The sequence below is a fragment of the Pseudomonas sp. TH15 genome, assembly GCF_016651105.1.
Classification (GTDB): domain Bacteria; phylum Pseudomonadota; class Gammaproteobacteria; order Pseudomonadales; family Pseudomonadaceae; genus Aquipseudomonas.
In genome coordinates this window covers 5,154,135-5,176,768 of the sequence record NZ_JAEKEL010000001.1, presented here as the reverse complement: position 1 = coordinate 5,176,768, position 22,634 = coordinate 5,154,135, and the positions used below count along the sequence as shown (strand labels likewise).

At 55.4% G+C, this 22,634-nt stretch carries 21 protein-coding genes and 2 pseudogenes; 12 read left to right on the top strand and 11 right to left on the bottom strand.

Going from position 1 to position 22,634, the window contains the following annotated elements; genetic code table 11:
- Nucleotides 1-111: 111 nt before the first annotated feature.
- Nucleotides 112-768 carry a winged helix-turn-helix domain-containing protein gene (locus tag JFT87_RS23310; RefSeq protein WP_201204897.1) on the bottom strand — a complete coding sequence of 219 codons (657 nt, stop codon included), beginning with the start codon at nucleotides 766-768 and terminating at the stop codon, nucleotides 112-114.
- A 270-nt stretch (nucleotides 769-1,038) separates the two neighbouring features.
- The gene (locus JFT87_RS23305; RefSeq protein WP_201204895.1) at nucleotides 1,039-1,779 is read right to left on the bottom strand and encodes a winged helix-turn-helix domain-containing protein; all 741 of its coding nucleotides are present in this window, start codon (nucleotides 1,777-1,779) and stop codon (nucleotides 1,039-1,041) included.
- A gap of 570 nt (nucleotides 1,780-2,349) precedes the next feature.
- On the opposite strand from JFT87_RS23305, the gene JFT87_RS23300 reads away from it, so the two are divergent.
- Nucleotides 2,350-3,183: an undecaprenyl-diphosphate phosphatase gene (locus JFT87_RS23300; protein ID WP_201204893.1), complete on the top strand. Its 834-nt coding sequence runs from the start codon at nucleotides 2,350-2,352 to the stop codon at nucleotides 3,181-3,183.
- Here JFT87_RS23300 and JFT87_RS23295 read toward each other — a convergent pair whose 3' ends face one another.
- Nucleotides 3,184-3,603 (bottom strand): DUF2388 domain-containing protein, encoded by a 420-nt coding sequence (locus tag JFT87_RS23295; RefSeq protein WP_242487293.1) that lies wholly within the window; start codon nucleotides 3,601-3,603, stop codon nucleotides 3,184-3,186.
- A 27-nt stretch (nucleotides 3,604-3,630) separates the two neighbouring features.
- Complete coding sequence (gene dusA / locus JFT87_RS23290) at nucleotides 3,631-4,617, bottom strand: tRNA dihydrouridine(20/20a) synthase DusA (protein WP_201204891.1); 987 nt, start codon at nucleotides 4,615-4,617, stop codon at nucleotides 3,631-3,633.
- A gap of 334 nt (nucleotides 4,618-4,951) precedes the next feature.
- On the opposite strand from dusA, the gene JFT87_RS23285 reads away from it, so the two are divergent.
- The 6 genes and pseudogenes from JFT87_RS23285 (at nucleotide 4,952) to rimA (ending at nucleotide 11,867) form a co-directional block, all read left to right on the top strand.
- Nucleotides 4,952-6,727 carry a DUF262 domain-containing protein gene (locus JFT87_RS23285; RefSeq protein WP_242487292.1) on the top strand — a complete coding sequence of 592 codons (1,776 nt, stop codon included), beginning with the start codon at nucleotides 4,952-4,954 and terminating at the stop codon, nucleotides 6,725-6,727.
- A 298-nt stretch (nucleotides 6,728-7,025) separates the two neighbouring features.
- Nucleotides 7,026-7,721, top strand: a complete 696-nt coding sequence (locus JFT87_RS23280) for a hypothetical protein (protein ID WP_201204888.1) — start codon at nucleotides 7,026-7,028, stop codon at nucleotides 7,719-7,721.
- A gap of 480 nt (nucleotides 7,722-8,201) precedes the next feature.
- Nucleotides 8,202-8,563, top strand: a pseudogene (locus JFT87_RS23275) (DUF6124 family protein).
- A 363-nt stretch (nucleotides 8,564-8,926) separates the two neighbouring features.
- Nucleotides 8,927-10,096: pseudogene (locus JFT87_RS28925) on the top strand (methyl-accepting chemotaxis protein); the annotation flags it as partial.
- A complete protein-coding gene (locus tag JFT87_RS28920; RefSeq protein ID WP_446739738.1) occupies nucleotides 10,070-10,954 on the top strand; it encodes a methyl-accepting chemotaxis protein in 885 nt (294 codons plus the stop codon). The pseudogene JFT87_RS28925 and the gene JFT87_RS28920, both read left to right, overlap by 27 nt.
- Before the next feature lie 133 nt (nucleotides 10,955-11,087).
- Nucleotides 11,088-11,867: a S6 modification regulatory phosphodiesterase RimA gene (rimA, locus tag JFT87_RS23265; protein WP_201204884.1), complete on the top strand. Its 780-nt coding sequence runs from the start codon at nucleotides 11,088-11,090 to the stop codon at nucleotides 11,865-11,867.
- Nucleotides 11,868-11,873: 6 nt separating this feature from the next.
- Here rimA and pseH read toward each other — a convergent pair whose 3' ends face one another.
- Complete coding sequence (pseH, locus tag JFT87_RS23260; protein WP_201204882.1) at nucleotides 11,874-12,425, bottom strand: UDP-4-amino-4,6-dideoxy-N-acetyl-beta-L-altrosamine N-acetyltransferase; 552 nt, start codon at nucleotides 12,423-12,425, stop codon at nucleotides 11,874-11,876.
- 155 nt (nucleotides 12,426-12,580) lie between these two features.
- Here pseH and JFT87_RS23255 point away from each other — a divergent pair, with 155 nt between their 5' ends.
- A complete protein-coding gene (locus tag JFT87_RS23255; protein WP_201204880.1) occupies nucleotides 12,581-12,796 on the top strand; it encodes a hypothetical protein in 216 nt (71 codons plus the stop codon).
- 277 nt (nucleotides 12,797-13,073) lie between these two features.
- Here the strand turns inward: JFT87_RS23255 and JFT87_RS23250 are convergent, their stop codons facing one another.
- Both JFT87_RS23250 and JFT87_RS23245 read right to left on the bottom strand, forming a co-directional pair.
- The gene (locus JFT87_RS23250; protein WP_201204878.1) at nucleotides 13,074-13,859 is read right to left on the bottom strand and encodes a transporter substrate-binding domain-containing protein; all 786 of its coding nucleotides are present in this window, start codon (nucleotides 13,857-13,859) and stop codon (nucleotides 13,074-13,076) included.
- Between the two features lie 137 nt (nucleotides 13,860-13,996).
- A complete protein-coding gene (locus tag JFT87_RS23245) occupies nucleotides 13,997-14,638 on the bottom strand; it encodes an NAD(P)H-dependent oxidoreductase (RefSeq protein ID WP_201204876.1) in 642 nt (213 codons plus the stop codon).
- 101 nt (nucleotides 14,639-14,739) lie between these two features.
- Here JFT87_RS23245 and JFT87_RS23240 point away from each other — a divergent pair, with 101 nt between their 5' ends.
- Nucleotides 14,740-15,594 carry a LysR family transcriptional regulator gene (locus JFT87_RS23240; RefSeq protein WP_201204874.1) on the top strand — a complete coding sequence of 285 codons (855 nt, stop codon included), beginning with the start codon at nucleotides 14,740-14,742 and terminating at the stop codon, nucleotides 15,592-15,594.
- Nucleotides 15,595-15,600: 6 nt separating this feature from the next.
- Here the strand turns inward: JFT87_RS23240 and JFT87_RS23235 are convergent, their stop codons facing one another.
- The gene (locus JFT87_RS23235; RefSeq protein WP_201204872.1) at nucleotides 15,601-16,071 is read right to left on the bottom strand and encodes a hypothetical protein; all 471 of its coding nucleotides are present in this window, start codon (nucleotides 16,069-16,071) and stop codon (nucleotides 15,601-15,603) included.
- A 165-nt stretch (nucleotides 16,072-16,236) separates the two neighbouring features.
- On the opposite strand from JFT87_RS23235, the gene JFT87_RS23230 reads away from it, so the two are divergent.
- Nucleotides 16,237-16,902 (top strand): ribonuclease T2, encoded by a 666-nt coding sequence (locus JFT87_RS23230; protein ID WP_201204870.1) that lies wholly within the window; start codon nucleotides 16,237-16,239, stop codon nucleotides 16,900-16,902.
- A 374-nt stretch (nucleotides 16,903-17,276) separates the two neighbouring features.
- Nucleotides 17,277-18,848 carry a sensor domain-containing diguanylate cyclase gene (locus JFT87_RS23225; protein WP_201204868.1) on the top strand — a complete coding sequence of 524 codons (1,572 nt, stop codon included), beginning with the start codon at nucleotides 17,277-17,279 and terminating at the stop codon, nucleotides 18,846-18,848.
- Between the two features lie 141 nt (nucleotides 18,849-18,989).
- Here JFT87_RS23225 and JFT87_RS23220 read toward each other — a convergent pair whose 3' ends face one another.
- Nucleotides 18,990-19,289, bottom strand: coding sequence for a hypothetical protein (locus JFT87_RS23220; protein ID WP_201204866.1), 300 nt, complete (start codon nucleotides 19,287-19,289; stop codon nucleotides 18,990-18,992).
- Between the two features lie 186 nt (nucleotides 19,290-19,475).
- Between JFT87_RS23220 and JFT87_RS23215 the strand changes: the two genes are divergently transcribed.
- Nucleotides 19,476-19,916, top strand: coding sequence for a carboxymuconolactone decarboxylase family protein (locus JFT87_RS23215; protein WP_201204864.1), 441 nt, complete (start codon nucleotides 19,476-19,478; stop codon nucleotides 19,914-19,916).
- Here the strand turns inward: JFT87_RS23215 and JFT87_RS23210 are convergent, their stop codons facing one another.
- Nucleotides 19,917-21,509, bottom strand: coding sequence for a DHA2 family efflux MFS transporter permease subunit (locus JFT87_RS23210; protein ID WP_201204862.1), 1,593 nt, complete (start codon nucleotides 21,507-21,509; stop codon nucleotides 19,917-19,919). It abuts the gene before it with no gap.
- Nucleotides 21,506-22,627, bottom strand: a complete 1,122-nt coding sequence (locus JFT87_RS23205) for an HlyD family secretion protein (RefSeq protein WP_201204860.1) — start codon at nucleotides 22,625-22,627, stop codon at nucleotides 21,506-21,508. The genes JFT87_RS23210 and JFT87_RS23205 overlap by 4 nt, the downstream gene beginning before the upstream one ends.
- Between the last annotated feature and the right edge of the window lie 7 nt (nucleotides 22,628-22,634).

Below are 22,634 nucleotides of genomic sequence, written 5' to 3'. Positions count from 1 at the left end.
GAAGCAGGGAGTTGGAATCTTGATGAGGGAGGTGTAGCCAAACAGAGTGCTCTTGTTGTTTTTATAATCGCACTTTTTTCTGTTTGTTGTGTTCGCAGGTGTCGGGTGAGATTACGCGACGATTTCCTGGATCAAGCAGTAACCGCGATTTCTGACGGCGCGAAACAATCGCTCACCGTTACTCGCGCTTTTGAATTTGTCCTGCAGGCGACTCAGGCACATTTCCAGGCCACGGTATTGTTCCGGCTCTCGACCGATGCTCAGAATCAAATCGTCGCGGCTGACAACACGCTCTTCATGGTTGAGCATTTTTCTGACCAGCGCTGTTTCCAGGCCCGTAAGGCTGATCTCGACATCGTCTTTTACCAGTGCGCCCTGATCATCATCGAGATGCCAGGTTTCGCTGGCAGGCATATCAGCTTCGATGGCCACTGGTGTCTGGCTTTCGCCGGTTATGACCGGAATGCTCTGGAAAGGATTGGTCGATTGTGCGGCCAGCCATTCGGACTCAAGAGTGGCCAATATTCGCTGGGTATCATGTTCAATACTGCGGGCGACGTTCTTTCGACTGACGCTGGGATATGTGAACTCCATCACCATCGGAGTGGAGGAGGGCGAAGCAACACCTTCAACAAACATTTGCGCCTGAGACGTGCCAAATGAATTGAAGCGCTCGCTGGACAAGAGGTTCTCAAGTTCGCGCTGGGACGTTGTACTGTGAGTCACGACGACAAAATATTTTCTGGGGAGGGTTGTACTAGTTTCCATGTCTCTCTCCTTAACTGCGTACCAAAAATTGGCTAAAAGGTAAATCGGCAGGCGAGCAATTGCTTCCTTGGAAGTAATCGACAGGCAGGGTCTGGGCCCGAAATGGCCCTCGATAAGTTCCACTCGATCTGCTGCTATGTTGTTAAGTTTATTGTTATGGTGTCGCGCTCATTCAATTGCTTTTTTATAGGTAGGCTTGAAGTACAACTAGGGCTATATGGTTGCATCAGACGATCCTTCGTACGTATGCAAAAGGTGGCTGCCCTTGAGTCAGGCAGTCGATATCAGACCCCGCAGCAGGCGATAGCCATAACCGCGGATACTCTGAATCGCGTTTGTACCATACATGTCCTTGATTTTTCCACGCAAGCGACTGATCGATTTTTCCAGCGCTCGAGGGTCGTAGAAATTGGTATTGAGCCCCATGATGCCTGCGATTTCATCATGGCTGAGAATGTGATTACCGGTTTGCGCAAACGCTTCCAGGATCTTCATCTCGGCAAATGAGATGTCGAGTTTCCGGCTGGCATCCATCAAGCAGATGCGTGTCGGATCAAGCGTCAGGTTGATCTCGCGTTGCCATTCTTCACTGTTGAAGAACTCGCCCAGCAAGTCGGCGCCATCATCGGAAAGGGTATTGAGCTTGATACAGACATCCGCCCCGGCAAGATAGTATTTGATCTTGTTGAAGGCGCCTCGCCCGGTAATGACCGCGCAAATGATCGGTTTCAAGTTATCGCTGCGCAGGTTCTCCACCAGCGCGAGATTGTCTTCGAGGGCCTGTGGGCTGTCGATGACGAGGAAGATGGCGCGATACGAACCAGAGTGTTCATTGTGCTGATATGAACTAGCGTACGCATCGGCCTCAAGTGCCATATCAGTTCGCACGTGCTTGGCGACCAGCGCTCTAAAATGTTCAGCCACGCCACGGGTACGACCCAAAGTGAGAACACCGGGTTCGTCGTTTGTCGGGCGCGGGCTTCTAGTCGCTAAGTTCCCTGAGAGCATCATGCATTGACTCGAATTAGTGCTGACGTCGGGATGTTAAAGCACCGGTTCTCATCTGTGACTGACAATTGGTAACATTTACGCGGATTTTAGACGTGTCTCCCGAGTTTTCTAACAATAAATAAGCTTTTCAAGCTTTTAGTTGATTTTCTCGGGGTGGTGAACTAGTCACTAGATGGTGGCTATATGCAATGGTGCCACTATTTTGAGTCTATTGCGATGGCTTTGTTTATGTCCTTTTGCCACTGTCTGGCCATCTCTGAATAGTGTGATATTGATCACAGTTTGTTGGCGGGGCAAGTTTTTTCTGCGCAAGGCCTAAATATTCTTCGTTTAGATCGTCAGCCGACGATTACTAACATGGCTTGAGTGTGGCAATTCATAAGCCCTATTCTTTCAAAGTCAAAAGATCGCAGCCTTCGGCAGCTCCTACAGGGGAATGCGTTCTCGTGCAGGAGCTGGCGCAGCCTGCGATCTTTTGATCTTCAAATAAACCAATTGTTTAACTTCTGATACTCAACCCCTGAGTGTTATAGCCCGGTCGCTCGCCAAGAGCGCTCTGACGGAGGATTAATGGATTTCTGGACTCTTTTTCAGGTGTTGATATTAGGTGCAGTAGAAGGCCTGACCGAGTTCCTGCCCATCTCAAGTACCGGTCACCAGATCATCGTCGCCGACTTGCTCGACTTTGGCGGTGAACGCGCCATGGCCTTCAACATCATTATTCAACTGGGTGCCATCCTTGCCGTCGTCTGGGAGTTTCGACCAAAGATCATCGACATCGTCAAAGGCCTGCCCACCGAGCGTAATGCGCAACGCTTCACCCTGAACTTGCTGATCGCCTTTCTGCCCGCCGTGGTGTTGGGCGTGTTATTCGCGGACGCCATCCACGAATACCTGTTTAACCCGATCACCGTCGCCGTGGCCTTGGTGGTCGGCGGCATCATCATGCTGTGGGCCGAACAGCGCAATCATGTGATCAGCGTCGAACACGTCGACGACATGCGCTGGTCCCACGCACTGAAGGTCGGTTTCGTACAATGCCTGGCGATGATTCCCGGTACCTCGCGCTCCGGTTCGACCATCATCGGCGGCCTGCTCTTCGGCCTGTCGCGCAAAGCCGCCACTGAGTTCTCGTTCTTCCTCGCCATGCCGACCATGGTCGGCGCCGCCGTGTATTCCGGCTACAAATACCGTGACCTGTTCCAGCACAGCGACCTGCCGGTCTTCGCCCTCGGCTTCGTCACCGCATTCATCTTCGCCATGATCGCCGTGCGCGGGTTGCTGAAGTTTATTGCCAACCACAGCTACGCCGCGTTCGCCTGGTATCGGATCGCGTTCGGCTTGCTGATTCTGGCAACGTGGGCGTTCGGTTGGGTCAACTGGACGGCAGCAGCGGCAAGCTGATTACTGACTGCTGATCAACGCGGCGACGGCGAGGTCGTTTAACTCGCTGTCGGGCGACTCCTGGCGAAAACGCTGTAACGCTGACGTGAAGTACGCGGCCTGCAGCATGCCGTCACTGGCAAGGTAGAGACGCGCGTCCTCCAGCTCTTCAGCGGAGTAAACGCGTTTAAAGCTTTCGGTGGTGTTATTGGTCGCCGAGAAGGGCGTCAGCAACAGCACCATGATCGAAAAGCCGGAAAACTGCGTAACTTGCCACGGCGTCTCGGTTTGGCCCATGCAAAAGCCATCGCAATGCGCATAAGCATTGGAGGTAAGGCTAAACAAGGCGAGAAAGGCGTAACGCTTGAAACCGGAGAAGTTAAACGCGGGCATACCCAAAAGACATCCTGTCAGCAAAACAAAACTACGGGCAACGCTCATGCATTGCCCGCCTATTCAAACCTTCAATCAACGCCCCTCAAGCAACTCCGCCGCCTGATCCAGCAATGCCAAAGGCTCTTTAGCCTTGTGAATATCCACCGACAACAACTGCCGAAACTTGCGCGCCCCCGGAAAACCGGTGCCCAGCCCGAGCACATGCCGAGTGATATGGTGCATCGAACCGCCTGCATCGATGTGCGCGGCTATATAAGGTCGCAGCTGCGCCAGTGCCTCGGCCCGGGTGATCACTGGCGCCGTACTGCCGAACAACTGCTGATCCACCTCAGCCATCACATAAGGATTGTGATACGCCTCACGGCCCAGCATCACGCCGTCAAACGTCTGCAAATGCTCGTGACAGGCCTCCAGCGTCTTGATCCCGCCGTTGAGAATAATCTCCAACTCCGGGAAATCCTTCTTCAACTGCGCCGCCACGTCATAGCGCAGCGGCGGAATGTCCCGATTCTCCTTCGGCGATAACCCCTCCAGAATCGCAATCCGCGCATGCACCGTAAAACTCGTGCACCCGGCATCCCGAACCGTGCCGACGAAATCACACAACTGCTCGTAACTGTCCCGCCCATTAATCCCGATCCGATGCTTCACCGTCACCGGAATCGACACGGCATCGCGCATCGCCTTCACACAATCGGCCACCAACTGCGGATGCCCCATCAACACCGCGCCAATCATGTTGTTCTGCACCCGATCACTCGGGCAGCCGACATTCAGGTTTACCTCGTCGTAGCCGTGGTCCTGAGCCATGCGTGCGCAAGCGGCCAGGTCGAGGGGGACGCTGCCGCCGAGTTGCAGGGCTAACGGGTGTTCGGCTTCGTTGTGGCGTAGGAAACGGTCGTGATCGCCGTTGAGCAGCGCGCCGGTGGTGACCATCTCGGTGTAGAGAAGAGCTTGTTTGGATAGTAGGCGTAGGAAGAAGCGGCAATGTCTATCGGTCCAATCCATCATCGGTGCGACGCTGAAGCGGCGGGAGAGTGGGGCGGGTTGTAGAGGCATTGGGGGAATCTGGATCAGAGGGGCGAAGGTGGGGGAGTTTATCAGGATCGGTGGGGAGAGGCTTGAGTGAGTCGAGATAGGAGGACTTCTGATGACCACGAATGGATGAATGGGGGGATGTAAATTAGCTTCCTGTTCTATTGCGCCGTCATTGCGAAAAAGTACGGTCCGAAGTGAGAGCAATAATGCTATAGGTTTTGCAAAATTTAGTGTGCAAGCGGTTCAGCATTCACGGGCTTGACGAATATCGTTTTTGCTTGGCGAAGATTGTTTTTTTCACTATGCTCGGCATCGATATTGATATTACCTTTGTTCAGATAAAAAAAGGCATGGGATGGCAATGGCAGAATTAGCTTCGCAACAGACTCCGATCCAATCTGTTTATACATGGTATCGAGAAGATAAGTTGTACGTGAATAGACGCTATCAACGAAAGTTAGTATGGACGCTAGAGGAAAAACAGAAGCTTGTAGAATCCATCCTGAAAAAATATCCAATCCCAGCAATTTTGATAGCAGAGCGGGAAGAGGAAGCAGGAACTTACGAGATTATTGACGGATTGCAGCGCCTGCACGCCATCGTTTCGTTTATTGAGACCTCATTCCCCACGCTTGAGGGAGAGCTTTTTGATCTGAATTTCTTTCCTACCGCTCTTGCATATTCAGTAGATGGTGATTTTGTTGCCGAAACCGCTGATGAATATATTACGCAGAAACAGGTCAGCACCCTACTCGATTACCCCTTGGCCTTATCGGTGATGCGTCAAGCTACAGATGCAGAAATTAATGATGTTTTTGATCGCATCAACACTTATGGACACCGACTAAGTGATCAAGAGCGGCGACAAGCAGGGGTGCAAAACGATTTTTCGAACATGGTGCGTTTGATTGCATGTACCTTAAGAGGAGATGAGTCTTCTGATACGTTAGTGTTACGTGCAATGCCGGCTATTAGTATTGACTTGCCGAAAACCAAGCATGGTTACGAAATTCAGGCTGATGAAGTATTTTGGGTGAATCAAGGGATTTTGAAGTCGACAGATCTTCGAGATAGCATGGATGAACAATGTATCGCCGACATTGCTGCTTGCATAGTAGGGCCGGATTTGATCGAGAGATCCAAAGATGCTCTAGATAAAATATATAATTTTGAGACTGCTGAAAGCAATCAAATAATGAATGCGATGGAGGTTTATGGGGCAGAGCGTTTTGCGAAAGAATTCAAGCATTGCACAGACGAAATATTGAAAGTGTGTCACGTCGCCCCGGCTAACAAATTGAGAAATATTGTATTTAAAACGAAGACGACTAACGCGTTTCCTTCGTTTTTTGCCGTAATTATGATTGCTTTTCATGAGTTGGTTTTTAAAGAGAAAAAGAGGATTTCTGACTACGCCGGAATAAGGAAGATCATCACCAATTTGAACGAGCGAGTTGAAACTAGTAAAAAATCTACGTCGCCTCAAGAGCGAAGAATTAACGTTAATACTATTAAAATGTTAATTGATAATTTCTTTGTGGATGCTGGCGAGTTTGAGCCGATTTATGGAGATCATGCTACTGCTGATATTGACGCTCTCATCAAACGCTCGGAAATTGAGCTTCCAAATTATGAATTGAAACAAGGGATGCTCTCGCTCGGTACAGAACGGAAGGTTGACAAGAATCTTATTGCCAAAGTTTTAAAAACAATCTGTGCTATCGCAAATAACGGCCCAAAGCAAATGGGGAAACTAATTCTTGGTGTCACTGACAAGAAGGCTGATGCGGACAAGGTCGCGCGTTTGGATAGCATTGTTCCTGCTAAAGTAGGGCATCGTTTCGTGGTAGGGATCGCCCGAGAAGCCAAACAGCTCGAAATCAGCGTTGAGGAATATTATTCGCGTTGGAAACGTTCAATTGCTGATTCAAAGCTTTCTGATTCCCTAAAAATGTCTGTTTTATCGAGTATGGACTATAATTCGTACTTTGGGCTTGGCGTAATTGTAATTACCATAAAACCTCAGCAGGATATTTCTTATTTTGGTGGGGAGGTTTATTGGCGGGATGGTGACGAAACTAAAAAGGCGGAGGATGCAATGCAAGTTGCAACAATAGCCAAGCGTTTCTAGCGTTTGTTTGTTCGAAAGGCCCAATATGCGGGCCTTTTTTATTTTTTGAACTAGAGCTTGAAAAGATAAATTCTCCTATTGTTCTGTGTATCTCCATTTTTCGTGATTCTCTATTCTCCACAATAAAAGGTATCTGCATATCCAGCGTCTTCTTCACGACTCCATTTTGGTCTACTCAAAAGTTAGAGATGTATTCGCACATTCTATTGAAAACTGCCGGGAGATCGACGCAGAATACGCGAGATTTACTGGAGCTCAAATGCACTAATACGCATCTAGATGCCAAGCCGTAAATATATTGCTTCAACAAAATAAGCTTTGGGATAGCGATATTGTGATGCGATCGGCTCTCGAGTGTGCCACACGCTTCTTGTTTGTTAGTATTGCTTCACAGCCAGAGCGAGGTGAAAGAATTATTGAGTGTACGGTGTTTTTAAAGGAAATTGAGGATATCCAGCGCGCCGAAAAAGCTAGGGCTGCTGGTAGAAATTCTATTAATGCTAATTCGGCGATGTTATTCAATGGAGCGGCATTGGATGCAGATAGGGAGGCAGAACTTCGCTCTAGATGGCCAAAAACAAAGCGACAAATACTGAATCAGAAATGGTCATTTTCACAGATGGTTAGAGTTCTCGAAAAGGTAAAGGAACCAACACTTGATCTGACCCGTTATGATTCGTTGTTACACAGTTATGGTATTAGTAGCCATCTAATTCATGCGGATCAAACCGCTATGGATTTCATGTACGATAGAGTCACCCGGGAGCCAGAAGAAAGGTGTTTGATGGAACGAGCTCACTTCGCTCGGCTTGCCGTTCAGCAAACTACTCTGCTTTTTCTTTGTTGGCGTGCGCTAGAGCACGCAACTGGAGGTAGAAAGGTAGAGAGGGCTCTGGCTGATGATTTATTTTCACTTTATGAAAAACATGAAAAGTACCAACACGAATTTGCGCTTTCCCAAAAGCATCGCTACAAAACTAGCAATCCACACTAACTAGCAACAATTCTTCCGTTGTTGTAGGCACATCTACCTTTTTATTGGTCTTGTGTAAATCTTTTGGCGCTTGTATCTATAATATATTTTTCAACGTCGGGTATCCTTTTCATTTAAACGACCAAATCGCTGGCGTTTAATGTGGTCTATGTTGAGGGCGCTTAGGCCTACAACACCTTGCGCCACGCCCTACACCTAAGACAGAATCCGCCGGCTTGTGCCTCTAGCTCGCGGGTTCTATTGTTCCTGGGTCACTGAAAAACAGTGATCGGGTTTGGTAGACCCGCAGCATTGATGCATTGCGTCATCCCAGCACAGCGCCTTTCTTGGGGGCTGTTTTTATGGTGGTCATGCGTAGGGCGTCCTCGGATGCGCCGGGCTTTTGCTCCAGGTAACCGGTCTACCAACCTGCGTATGGCCCCCACCCTTCGTTTGGTAGCGAGGCTGATAGCTCCTTATGTCTTACCTGGAGTTTCATCTATGTTCAAAATTACACCCAACCCACCAGCAACCGATTCAATCCCCCACGACCCGGCCCTCGACCCCAAAAGCTCAAGGAAGCCGCCGACCGCGCGCTCGATCACTATCTCCTTCCCGCCAGCCAGAACATTGCCGACACCGACGAGCCTGAACGCATGTACTTCGCTAATCCGAAGTACGACTCGGAATCCCTGTTGGCCAATGCCAGCGAAACCCTGGGTTCTGCCTCGGAGATGCTCAACAATTTTGCCGCGACGCTGGACAACACGCGCCGGAAAACCGCGCTAGGCATTGCGCAGGTGGTGATGTTGGCCGAGTTGGCGGTGAATCGGGCGTTGGATAACGTCGAAATCAAGCCGTAAATCCGTGTCCCTCTGCGGCGTGCGGCACACCGTTGTCGCAGAGGGGCGGGGTTTTGAATCGGCATTTTCAGCGTCTTTTTGCGCCAGTAGCGATGTGCCACAAATCGTGATGGCAATGCGTCATCACGCAGCTCCAAAAGTTCAACGATTGTACAAAAATAAAAAGTTGTACAAGTTTTCGCAAAGTTAATAGCATCCCTCCCAGACACCTCTGCTGAATCGATAAACCCTGCATCCAGACCTTCTTTCTGCGATGTGTTGGCGTTGTCTGTCGATGTTCGCGCCGGGCTCTTACGGACGTGACAACCAGCAGGCGCATTTTGCATTTCCGGGACAGCTGGAGCGTCCCGTAGCACGCCTTGGATGACGACCCCTGAATGTCTGGACGGTGACTGTGGTTGCCGGAGATCTATTTTTTGTGCCTGGCGTTTAGCGTCAGGGCGTTTGAGGCTGAATATGGCAGTTGCATCGAATTTCCTGGGTGACATGAAAGTTTCCCGCAAGCTGGGAACCGGTTTCGGCATTCTTTTGCTGGCTGTTCTGGCGGTTGCCTTCATTGGCTATAACAGCAACAACGTGCTGGTGGATCGCTTGAGCACGACGCGCCTGATCGGCACGCTGAATGACGCTACGCAAAATATGCGTCTGTCCGAGAAACAGTACGAAGCGGCCGCCGATGCAGCTTTCGCCGACGCTTATCGCGTTCAGCTGAATGTCTTGCAGGGCCTTGTGAGCAAGGCACTCGAAACATTGACGCGCACTGAAAACCAGCAAGCCTTGAAGGCGTTGCAATCCACGATTGTTGCCTATGATCAGAAGGTAAAGCGGCTGATCGATGCCGATAAGTCGACGACGGATGCCCTGAAACCGCTGGGTGCGCTGTCGGACAAGTACGCGCAGACTTTTGCCGGCATGCTTGAAGGCACCACGAGCAGTGCCTTGGTGTCTGCCGATAGCGAACGCGTTCGGGAACTGCGCAGCGTGGCCGACTTGCGCTACGGCATGACCACGTTTCGCCTGATGTTGCGTCGTTACATTGCGGTGCCCGACGAGGTGAACAAAAAAGTGCTGCTGGAGACCATCGATACGTTCCTGAGCGATATCACCCAAGCGCGTGCCAGCCTGCCGGCGACCCTGTCGAGTCAGTTGGAAGAAGCGCACGCCGGTATGCGTCGTTATCGCGAAGTATTGGTAGAAGTGACCGGGCTGTTTGAGCAGAAGCAAAGCATGCGCCAGCAGGTCGATCAGGAAAGCAAGGCGATGGACAGCATCGTGAACGGCCTGATGGACACCCAGCAGCGCCTGGCGCGTGAAGATCAGCACTCAGCCTTTATCCAGATTGCGCTGTTGACCGTGTTGGCGCTGGTGGTCGGGCTGTTTGCTTCGGTGGTCATTTCGCGCCAGATCACTGCGCCGCTGGCGCTGACGGTTGATCTGGCCCGGCGTATTGCCAAAGGCGATCTGACGGTAAAGGCCAAATCAAACCGTAAAGATGAGTTGGGCGATATGCAAAATGCGATGCAGGACATGGCGCAAAACCTGAACATGCTGGTGCAGGGTATCGGCAATGGCGTGACGCATATTTCCACTTCTGCGGAAAAACTCTCGGCCATGAGCGAGCAGACCAGCGCGGGTGTGCGTCAGCAAAAAAGTGAAGTGGATCAAGTTGCCACGGCGATGCACGAAATGGCCTCGACCGTGCAGGAAGTGGCCCGCAACACCACCGATGCGTCTGCTGCCGCGACCTTGGCCGATCAACAGGCTCGTCACGGCAGTGCAGTGGTGAAGCAGGCGACTGTGCAGATCAGTGAATTGTCTGTGGCCATTGAAGAGTTGGGCACTGCGATGAACGTGCTGTCTCAGGACAGTGAACAGATCGGCAAAGTGATCGACGTGATCAAAGCCGTCGCCGAGCAGACCAATTTGCTCGCGTTGAACGCCGCTATCGAAGCGGCGCGGGCGGGCGAGCAGGGGCGCGGGTTCGCCGTGGTCGCAGATGAAGTGCGTTCGCTGGCTCAGCGCACACAGGACTCGACCAAGGAAATCGAAGCGCTAATCATCACTCTGCAACAACGCACGCAAGCGGCCGCTACGCTGATGGTCTCCAGCCGCGAGCGAACGCTCGATACGGTGGTGCTGGCGCAGAAGGCCGAGCTGGCAATTACCGAGATCAATCAGTCCATCGGGACGATCCAGGAAATGAGCCTGCAGATCTCCGCCGCCGCCGAACAGCAAAGTGCCGTGGCTGACGAAATCAATCGCAGCATCGTCAGTGTGCGTGATGTGGCCGACCAGTCGGCTGTCGCCAGCGAAGAAAGTGCGACAGCGACGATCGAACTGGCGTCGCTGGGGCAGGACCTGCAACGAATGACCGCGCATTTTCGCACCTGATCAAGTGAACGATGAGCCTGCGCTGAATTCAAAGTTCCAAGCGCCGAGGATTACCATTCAAGTGGCGTTTGCCGGTAACTCGGTTCAATAATTTACGACCAGGGAAGGTTGTAACTCGTTTTCAGGGGGTGTCATGACCGACTTTGCAAAACCATCTGGCGCTCCCCGAGGCTGCCAGGGCTGTAAAGATACCGGCGAACCGGATATGGAATTCGCTTTCGCTTTTCAGCCCATTGTCGACCTGCGCGACCAATCGATCTTTGCCCATGAAGCCCTGGTTCGTGGTGTGAATGGTGAAGGGGCGTTGTCTGTCCTTGAGCGCATAGACGATCAAAACCGTTATCGATTCGATCAACTGTGTCGGGTGCGGGCTATTTCCTCGGCTGCCGAGTTAGGGATGGCCGAGTATCTGTCGATCAACTTTTTGCCGAACGCCGTTTACCGTCCGCAGCTGTGCATTCGCAGCACGCTGGAAGCGGCGCGCGTTCACGGTTTTCCGCTGGATCGGCTGATTTTCGAGGCGGTTGAGGGCGAGCACGTTGAAAGCAATAAGCATTTGATGACGATATTGCGTGAGTACCGGGAGTTTGGTTTCAAGACCGCGATCGACGATTTTGGCGCGGGCTATTCCGGCCTGAATCTGTTGGCGGATTTTCAGCCGGATCTGATCAAACTGGATTTGGCACTGATTCGCGATATTCACCGTGATCGTGTTCGCCAGGTGATCGTGCGAAACGTTGTGACCATGTGCCGAGAACTGGGCGTGGAGGTGATCGCCGAGGGCATCGAAGAGGCGGAGGAAAGAGACTTTCTCGCCGATTGCGGGATTTATCTGATGCAGGGTTTCTGGTTTGCCAAGCCTGCGTTCAAGGCATTGGCTCAGATTCCTTCGGGGGCGTGGCTGAAGGGCTGATCTCCTTCAGCCCGCTGTGATTCGTTCGATAACAGCGGCTAGCGCCGGGCGTCTGCTCTGCCATTCAGGCTTGGCGATGCCCAACAAAACCACATCAATCCGCACGCCATCCTTCACCACGTTCTGCCGCCGGAAACCCTCGACCTCAAACCCGAACTTCTGATGCATTTTCACCACTGCCGAATTCATCGACAGCACTTCGCAATTGAGCTTCTCCAACCCGGCGACATCAAACGCGTAATCGAGCATCCAGAACTCGACCGCACTGCCCAGGCCTTTGCCCTGTAAGCCAACGTCCAGATAAAACGCCCAATCAGCGGTTTTCTGCAAAACGTTGATCGCATTCAGCGAAACAACCCCAACCGCTTGCTCATCCTTGATCACCACGAACACTTGCTGGCGCGGATTGCCGTGCAGGGACGTCAGCCAATCGGCATGTTCCTGTTCACTGATTTCGTGAGAGGTGTACATGTATTTGCGCACGTCCGGCTGATTGCGCAGGGTGCGCACATGAGCCTGGATGTCGGGGCTGGCGTCGGTCAGGGGAAGGAATTGCATGGGCTGTCCTGGTCTCGCGGTTTTTCTCAAGCTGAACCCGCGCTGTCGGTCGGTGAAGTTTCATGTTGCCGTTTTGGGCGTGGTACTAGGATGGTGGCATAAGGTCGTGTTGTCTTGCTTTTTCATCCCGAGGGGACCCGAGGGGAGCCGTGCCCATGAGCGCCAATGTCGTCAAAGTGCTGTTGATTGCTGCAGCTGTATCGGTGTTGAGCGCTTGTTCGGGCGCCGGTGGATTGACCACGACGAGTTGTTTTTCGGCTAATTGTCAGTCGCCGGACGGGCGCAGTAATGCGACGACGCTGAAGTTTGGCGGGAACAGTATTGGCAATAGCCTCAACCAGTACAGCTCCGGGATGTTGCATGACGATTGACCAGTGACGAATAACCCGTGGCGAGGGAGCTTGCTCCCGTTGGACTGCGCAGCAGTCCCCTTCTTTTTAAAGAGCGGGGCCGCTGCGCAGCCCAGCGGGAGCAAGCTCCCTCGCCACAGTTTTAGTGGCGGGCCTAAGGTTAATATCAGGTTGAAGACCCCGACCATTTTCTCGACCACTACACGCCTCTGGAGCAGAGGCGCACCAACGTCGACCCGCAGACTCATCGTCATGACCGCCGCACCCGACAGCGAGGCCGATGCAGCGCTGAAAACCCTTACTGCGGCACTGCCAGCCATTCACCGACAACTTTCTGATAGTTTCCGGTAACCTTGGTCAGGTGCAGCCACTGATCGACGTATTGCTTCCAGGTAATGTCATCGCGTGGCAGCAAATAGGCTTTTTCGCCGTACTGGAAGTAGTGGCCTGGGTTGACCGCGCATAGCCCGGGTTTGAGTTTCTGCTGATAGAGCGCCTCTGAAGCATCAGTGATCATCACGTCAGCCTTCTTGTCCAGCAGCGCCTGGAACAGCGTCACATTGTCGTGAAGCATCAGCTGCGCCTTGGGCAGGAAGGCATGCACGAACGCCTCATTGGTGCCGCCCGCCGGCTCGATCAACCGCACCGACGGCTGGTTGATTTGCTCGATGGTCTGGTAACGCGCCTGATCTTCACAGCGCACCAATGGAACCTTGCCATCGACATCCAGAGTGCTACTGAAATAGGCCTTTTTCTGCCGTTCCAGCGTCACCGAAATCCCGCCCATCGCGATGTCGCATTTGCCCGCGAGCAGGTCGGGCATCAGGGTTTTCCAGGTGGTCTGTACCCAATTAACCTTGGCCCCGAGGCTGTCGGCCAGGGAGCGAGCCATCGCGATGTCGATGCCTTCGTACTCGCCGTTTTCATTTTTGTAGGTGTAGGGCTTGTAGTCGCCGGTGGTGCAGACCGTCAGCAGACCTTGCTGCATGACGCTGTCCAGATGCGAAGTGTTTTCCTCGGCATGAACGGCGGTGGCGAATGCCAGCGCGGTGCAAAGAATCGTCGTGCTTTTTAGAATTGTCATTGCGCTCGGGCTTCTGAAAAGGAAGGTGGCCCAGTGTAGTGAATGGTTTGCGCAGGTGTCATCAGGGCCGTCACCGAACGCCAGGGACGAGTCGCGCTGCACACGGTGTCTCGTCGCTGGCGGGTTGCGCAGCCGCTTTATCCAGCGAGGCGATCGGCCAGTTCCCGCGCCTGTTGTACGGCGCCAAGCCGCGCGTCGCGGTCCATCTCTGCGCCAAGAATGGTCTTCTCGACAATCACCGCGTGCACATCACGGATCCCGATAAATTCCAGCCACGCCTCCACATAGGGTTTCTGAAAGTCGAAACGCTCGGCGGGTGTGGTCGATTGCGCGGAAAAATCCAGGCCACGGGCGTAGGTGACCACGGCAGTCTTGCCTTGCAGCAAACCTTGCGGGCCACGCTCGGGGTCGAAGCTGAAGAGGATGTCTTTCTGCGACACCAGATCGATGAAGTGCTTGAGTTTGTACGGAATGCTGTAATTCCACAGCGGCACCGACAACACCAGCATATCGGCGCGGTGCAGGTGAGCGGCGAGCGCTTCGAGTTCCTCCCAGGCCGATTGTTGGGTCGCTGTCCGGGCAACGCCGCTGAGGCCGGCATACTTGGCGTTCATCGCCTCTTCACCGAATTCCGGCAGGTGCAGGCTCCATAGATCCAGGGTTTCGACGCGTGTCTGCGGGTGGTGTTGTTGATGGCGCTCGATAAAACTCCGAGCGACCTCCCGCGAGGCAGAGCGTTGTTTGCGCGGTGAGCATTCGATGTGCAGAAGGGTGGTCACGTTGAGCCTCGGCAGACGGGGAGAAAGTGCGAGGCATTGCAACATAGCGCGCTACTAACTATAAATCGTAAATAAACCCGCCATTGATCACGTATCTCACTATGTTTGACGCGCAATTACTCAAGACTTTTGTCACCGTCGTCGACGAGGACGGTTTCAGTCGTGCCGCCGAGAAACTCCATCTGACGCAATCGGCGGTCAGCGGGCATTTGCGGCGTCTGGAAGAGCAGGTCGGCAAGCCGCTGCTCAAACGCACGACGCGATCACAACGACTGACGCCGGATGGTGAGCGCCTGATGGCGTATGCGCGGACGATTCTCGCGCTGAACCGCGACGCCTGGGCGCAGCTCACACGTACGCCGTTTCAGGGGCGGGTGCGGATTGGCATTTCCGAGGATTTTGTCGAGGCACGGCTGTTGCGGGTGTTGCAGGAGTGCGCAGCGCAACATCCGGGCATGGAAATCGATGTGCAGGTAAACATCCCCGCAACGTTATTGAACCTGATGAAACAGGGTGATCTGGAGATGGTGCTGGGCTCGCTGTGTGACACCGGTGAGTCGGGGCTGCTGCTCTGGCAGGAACCGCTGGTGTGGGCGTGGGCGGCACAACCGGTCACGCAACTGCCCAACCCCATACCGCTGGCATTGTTCCCCGAGCCGTGTCCTTACCGTGAAGCAGCGTTGACCCGTTTGGCTCAGGCCGGCCTCACGCAGCGTACCGCCATGCTCTGTTCCAGCACGGCCGGGTTGCGCGCGGCAGCCTTGTCGGGGTTTGCCTTGGCACCGATGGCGGCAAGTCAACTGGGTCAGGGTTTGGTTGCGCTGGGTGAAGAGCATGGCTTGCCGGTGTTGCCGGATGCACAGTTTCGTCTATTTTGCGCGGGCCACGCCGACCCGCAGATGATCGACGCGGTATCACGGGCAATCGTCGATTTTTGCTCGGCACGGCGCCAGTAATCGCACCTACAAACCGAGACCTTCCTGCACCGCCTGCAGCAAGTTATTTTCGGTCAACGCGATGGCATCCAGTTGTTGCCCGGTTTCAACGGTCTGCAGCCACCAGTGGCTTTCTTGGTGTTCATCGACAGTTCGCAACAGGTAAGTGTTGCGGTCCGGCAGGGTGATTTGCACCCGTCCGGCGCCATCCTCGGTAAACCGTGCGATGGGATCAAATGTCAGGCTTTGGTTATTCGCCTCGATGACCAATTGGTCGATGGCGTAATCATGCGCTTCGCCATCCGGCGATGTTTCGCAAACGTGGGTCGGATTACGCCGGATTTTCAGGCCAACTTCGGTGACCGGTAGCAGCCACCCTTCGATGCGGTGGTAAAGGGCATACACTTGCGCCGGCCAGCAATCGATCTCCAGCGCCGCGTCCGCATGGGCAGGTTGGGTTTGCTTGAGCTTCGCGGCGAGTTCGTCTGCTTTACTCATTTCGGATCCCTGTATTTGATGTCTGCTTATTAATCGTAGACCTTTCAACGGCGTAGGGCCTTGCCTTGCGTCATGCACTTGCAACACAAGCATGTCCAAATCACCTCTGACCAAGACTGGTCAGGATCGAAAACCACGGACGCAGGCGTCCCAAGGAGCGGGTAGATGAAAAAGCTGTTTACAATTTTGGCAGTGATTGCGCTGACGGTCGGTAGCATCGGTTTGAGTTCGGCGCGGCAATCGCAGTCGAGCAAAGTGCAAGCGGAAGCGGTGGCGGGGGTATTCGATTACTACTTGCTGACGCTGTCGTGGTCGCCGACATTTTGTCTGACCCACAAGGACGATGTGCAGTGTTCCAGCAAGGGCTATGGCTTTGTCCTGCATGGCCTGTGGCCGCAATACGCCGGTGGTGGCTGGCCGGAATCCTGCCCGCCGCTGACTACGCTGTCGGCAGCGGAAACCGCAAAAGGCCTGACGTTGTTCCCGACCAAAAAACTGCTCGATCACGAATGGTCCAAGCACGGCACGTGCAGCGGCCTCGGCGCGATGGGCTATCTGGACGAAGCGGATAAAGCCGTCGCGGCGGTGAAAATCCCTGATGAACTGCAACCGTTCAGCACCTCGTACTACTTCGAGGCGCAGGAGATTGCAGACCTGTTCCGTAAGGCCAATCCGGGAATTCCGGCCAACGGCATTGCAGTGATATGCAGCGGCCCGGAACTGTCGGAAGTGCGCGTGTGCATGGGCAAGGATCTGCAGTTCGGCGCGTGCGGCAAAGGCGTGAAAACCCAGTGCCGGGCGGGCGACATCCGTGTGCCGCCTTCGCGCTGACATGGCCCACAGCCAATCGGCTGAGCACTAAAGGCTGAAAAGACTGAAGACTGAAGACTGAACCTGTGGCAGGGGCGCTTGCTCCCTCGCCACAGGGTTTTCGGCGGCCTGACCTGATTACGCTAGCGTTGCTTGCATCTTTGCAGATCTTGCTAAGTCTCGAGTTCGGCAGACTTCGCGTCTGCGCTCGTGCGGTTTATGACTGTTTATACGGCGTTCGAAAATATTTTCTTCAAACAATCATCCAAATTCGCCGCGCGCCGATACAACTTGGCGGGCCGCTGGCGTTTGCCCGGCGCATCTCGGTGAACTACGCTCACAAAAACTAAGGGTTTCGGGCCTTTGCCCTTGTCGTACCTGCTCAGGACACGCTTTTGCCAATCCCCATTCACGATCCGCACCAGGCTCCCGGAGGCTCCCTGAAACGCCTGCCTCTGCTCAAGGCTGCGGCGCTGTTTATTGCGGCGGTGTGCCTATGCCTGTGCGGCTTGCTGTACTTGCAACTGGAGCAGTCACGCCGTCATGACCTGGCCCTGGCGCAAATCGCATCATCTAACCTCACCCGGGCGATGGCGCAGCAGGCTGAAGACACGTTTACCAAGGCCGATCTGGTGCTGACCAGTCTTGTGGACTGGATTCAGGCAGATGGTTTCGATGGTGAACAAAAGCCGCGCTTGCAGAAAACCTTCGCCCGACGGGTGCAGGCGCTGCACCAGTTGCACGGGATTTTCCTGTTCGACAAACAAGGTCAGTGGGTCGTGACCTCGTTTCAGGATTTGCCCCGGGGCTCCGGTGTAATGGATCGCGAATACTTCAAATACCACCAGCAAAACGTCTCGTCCCTGGCGCACATCGGGCCGGCGATTCGCAGTCGCGAGAACGGCGAGTGGATCATTCCGGTGACCAAGCGCATCAACGACAAGGACGGCAACTTCGAGGGCGTGTTGCTGGCCGGCATCAAGATGTCGTACTTCGATCAGTTCTTCAAAAGCTTCAGCATTGATGACCACGGGGCAATGTTTTTGGCGCTCACGGACGGCACGTTACTGGCGCGCCGACCGTTTGTTGAAGCGCAAATCGGCACCTCGTTGGCCCAAGGGGCGATTTTCCAGAAGCATCTGCCCGTCGCCACCTCTGGCAACGCGATGATCAGTTCGGTGGTCGACGACACGGTTCGCTTGTATGGCTACCGACAGTTGGAGAGTTATCCGCTGGTGGTGTCGGCGGCATCCTCCAGGGACGCGATTCTCAAGGAGTGGTACGCCACCGCGTTTCAATCCAGCGTCATTGTGGCCTTGGTGGTATTGGGCGTGGGGCTGTTCGGCTGGGTGTTCATTCATCAAGTGCGCGACGGGGGGCGGATCGAAGCTGACCTGCGCAAGGCCCAGGAAGCGCTGGAACTGATCGCGACCCATGACAGCCTGACCGGCCTGGCAAACCGGCGTCTGTTCGAACGGGCGCTGGAGATCGAATTCGGCCGTGGCGCCCGACAGGGAAGCCCGCTGAGCCTGGTGATGCTCGATATCGATTTCTTCAAGCGTTACAACGATACCTACGGCCACGTGGCCGGAGATCACTGCCTGGCCGAAGTGGCGCGAGCGCTCAAGAGTTGCTGCCATCGCAAGGCTGATCTGGCGGTGCGCTACGGTGGCGAAGAGTTCGCGGCGTTGCTGCCCGACACCGACATTCACGGTGCGATGGCGATTGCCGAGCAGATCCGCCGCAGCGTCATGGACAAGAACATCACCCACAGCGGCTCACCCACCGGTTACGTGACGGTCAGCCTGGGTTGCTATTCGTTTATTCCGAGCGGCAATGACAGTCTGGAAGTGTTTATCCAGCGGGCCGATGCGGCGTTGTATCAAGCGAAAAATGCCGGGCGTAACCGCGCCGCGGTGTTGTCGATGGACGGTGGCATCGCCGAGCTGCTGCGCTCCGATCGCTGATCAAAACTCAACAAAACCCCTGTAGGGGCGAGCCTACTCGCGATGGCGTCAGCCCATTCAACACATCAGTGACTGACACTGCGCAATCGCGAGCAAACTCACTCCTACAGGAAGGCATTACCACGGATGACTCTTGTTCGTTCAGCCACCCGTGCCACCGCCTGCACCGCCAGTGCCACCGCCGGCCGAACCGGTGCCGCCACCCGCCCCCGAACCTGAGCCGCTGGCGCCGCCATTGGTGCCAGTGCCGGAACCGGCGCCGTCGGAACTGTTACCACCCGATGGTGCACCGGGGGTGTTGTCCGGCGGCATGGTCGAGCCGCTGGTTGCGCCGGATTTGGTGCCGGTCGCATCAGCGCCGTCATTGGCGGCGAAGCTGGCGGCCGATGCCGTAGCCAGCAGGCCGGCGAGCAATATCGAGGTGAGTTTGCGCGTCATCATGGTACGTCTCCAGAAAGGGGATACACCTGATATTGGTCTGACGCGCAGAACCCTTGGTGCCGGTCGGCTGACGAGCGGTCGCGGGTGTTCGCGAGTGGCCTCCTGATCTTCGGCAATATTGGCTATTTGATGAACCCGAGGTGAGGACTAACGTAGTCACACATTCACTCGCCCCGGAAACCCACCATGAAACCTCGCATCGATTTCTACACTGCTTCCCCAGACGCCCTCAAGGCTATGATCGCCCTGGAAACCGCCGTCTCGAAACTGCCGCTGGAAAAGAACCTGATCGAACTGGTCAAGCTGCGAACCTCGCAAATCAACGGCTGCGCCTTCTGCCTCGATATGCACAGCGCCGATGCCCGCAAGGGCGGTGAAGACGAGCGTCGTCTGTACACTTTGTCGGCCTGGCGCGAAACGCCGTTCTTCACCCCGCGTGAACGTGCGGCGCTGGCCTGGACCGAGTCCCTGACCCTGGTGAGCCAGACCCACGCCTCGGACGAAGACTATGAACTGGCGGTCTCCGAGTTCAGCCCCAAGGAAATGGTCGATCTGACTGTGGCGATCACCACCATCAACGCCTGGAATCGCCTGGCGATTGGTTTCCGCAAAATGCCTCAAGCCTGATCAATGAGCGTCTGCTGACGGCGCGGCCGGTGGTTTTACCTTGCGCATCAAGGGCACCATCGCCGTGGCGATAATGAAGCAGACCATGATCATCAAAAACGCGTCGCCATAGGTTTGCGTCTGCGCTTCGCGGTAAGTCAGCAGCCACAGTTGGTGCAGGCTGGCGGTGACACCCGCGTCACCGCTTTGGCCGAGGGCGGCGAAGTTGTTGCCTACCTGGGACAGCCACTGGTTGAGTGCTTCGTTGGTGCTGTTCAAGTGTTCAGCCAAACGTGTGAAATGCAGGTTGGTACGGTCGTTGAGGATGGTCGCGCAAGCGGCGATACCGATGGCGCCGCCCAGGTTGCGCATCAGGTTGAACAACCCGGAAGCATGTTTGAGTCGCGACGGGGCCAGGCCACCCAAGGTCAGGGTCACTGCCGGTGGCACTGCCAGTTGCTGGGCAATCCCGCGCAAGGCTTGCGGCAGCATCAATTCTCTCGCGCCCCAGTCATGGGTGATCGGGCTGAAATCCCACATCGACAACGCGAACAGCCCAAGGCCGGTCATCATGATCCAGCGCAGGTCGACGCGGTTGGCCAGAAAGGCGTACAGCGGAATCGCCATGATCTGGAACACCCCGGTGGAAAAAATCGCCAGGCCAATGTCCAGCGCGCTGTAGCCACGGACCCGGCCGAGAAACAGCGGCGTCAGGTAAATGGTGGCGAACAGGCCAATCCCGGTGACGAAGGAAAAGAAGCAGCCGAGGGCAAAGTTGCGGTCCTTCAAGGCGCGCAAATCAACGATCGGATTGGCCACGGACAATGTCCGGCCAATAAACGCCAGACCTGACAGTCCGCTGATCCATGCAGTGATCAGAATCGTGCTGTCGCTGAACCAATTCCAGCGCGGGCCTTCTTCGAGGGTGTATTCCAGGCAGCCGAGAAACAGCGCCATAAACACCATGCTGAGGTAGTCGGCACCCTTGAGCAGCGATAACTCTGGCTGATCGATCTTCACCAGCATCGGCACCGCCACGGCGACGAAAATCCCCGGCACCAGGTTGATGTAGAACAGCCAGTGCCAGGATGAAATGTCGGTGATCCAGCCACCGATAACCGGGCCCAGCGTCGGTGCAAGCGAGGCTACCGCGCCAATGGTCGCGGCAGCGATCACCCGTTGTTTGCCGGTGAAGAAAAAGAACGCCGTGGTGAACACCAGCGGAATCATCGAACCGCCGAGAAAACCTTGCAGGGCACGAAAGGCGATCATGCTCTGGATATTCCAGGCCGCGCCGCAGAGCAGGCTGGCCAGGGTGAAACCAACCGCCGAGGCGCAAAACAACCAACGGGTCGAGAACACCCGGGACAACCAGCCGGACAACGGGATCACGATGATTTCAGCAATCAGGTAACTGGTTTGCACCCACGCGGTTTCGTCGGTGCCGGCCGAGAGTCCGCCGCCGATGTCGCGCAAGGAGGCGGAGACGATCTGGATATCCAGCAGCGCAATGAACATGCCGATGCACATGCTGGCGAAGGCGAAGACCTTGGTCGCCGTCGCCATGTCCGCGGCATTGAATGGTTGCGCCGGAGCGGCGAGGGCGCGGCTCATGGCGCGCTGGCCACGGCTGGGGTTTTCTCCTCGGCGCGGGTGTCGACTTCAGCGGTCACCGACAGGCCGGGGCGCAAATGATCGAGCACGCCGTCGGCCGGGTCGAGGACGATCCGCACCGGCACCCGCTGGACGATTTTGGTGAAGTTGCCGGTGGCGTTCTCCGGCGGCAACACGCTGAACTGCGCGCCGCTGGCCGGGGCAAGGCTGTCCAGATGACCATGGAACACCTGACCCGAAAGCACATCAGCGCGGATGACGACACGCTGGCCCGACGTCATCCGCGCCAGTTGGTCTTCCTTGAAATTGGCATCGACCCACAACCCGCTGGATGGCACCACCGACAGCAGTTGCGAACCGGCCTGCGCATAAGCGCCAACCCGCGCCCGACGATTGCCGACCACACCGTCCACTGGGGCTTTCAGTTCGGTGTAGCCGACGTTCAATTGCGCCAGGTCACGCTCGGCTTTGGCTTGCATCAACGCCGCGCGGGCTTGTTGTTTCTGGGTTTCGATCACATCGAGTTGACGTTGGGTGGCCAGCAGTTCGGCCTGAGCCCGGGCACTGATTGCCTGCGCAGTCTTGAAGGTGGCGTTGGCGCGTTGGGCGCTTTCCACCGAGACAGCGTTGCTGCCGACCAGTTTTTTGTAGCGCGCATCGTCATCCCGTGAGCGGGAGGTTTCGGCACCAGCGGCATCGATCCCGGCGCGGGCCTGGCCGATCACCGCGTGTTGCAGTTGTTCGGTGGCGTCGAGGTTGGCGAGCAAGGCTTCTTCTGCGGCGACCGCGCCTTCAGCCTTGGCCAGGTTGGCGCGGTAGTCGCGCGAATCAAGCCGAACCAGCACATCGCCGGCCTTGACCTTCTGGTTGTCGGTCACCAGCACTTCTTCGATATAACCCGCGACTTTCGGCCCGATCACCGTGACGTCGCCGCCAATGTAGGCATCGTCGGTTTCTTCGAGGAAACGCCCGGCGGTCCACCAATGGGCGCCGTACAGACCAATTCCCACTAACGCCGCGATGGCCACAGCCAGCAGAAGCAGACGTTTGAGCACGGGCGGCTTGCGGGCGGCTACCGGGACAGCCAGGTCGGGTTCAACGTTGGGCATGCTGGTCATGGGAAAT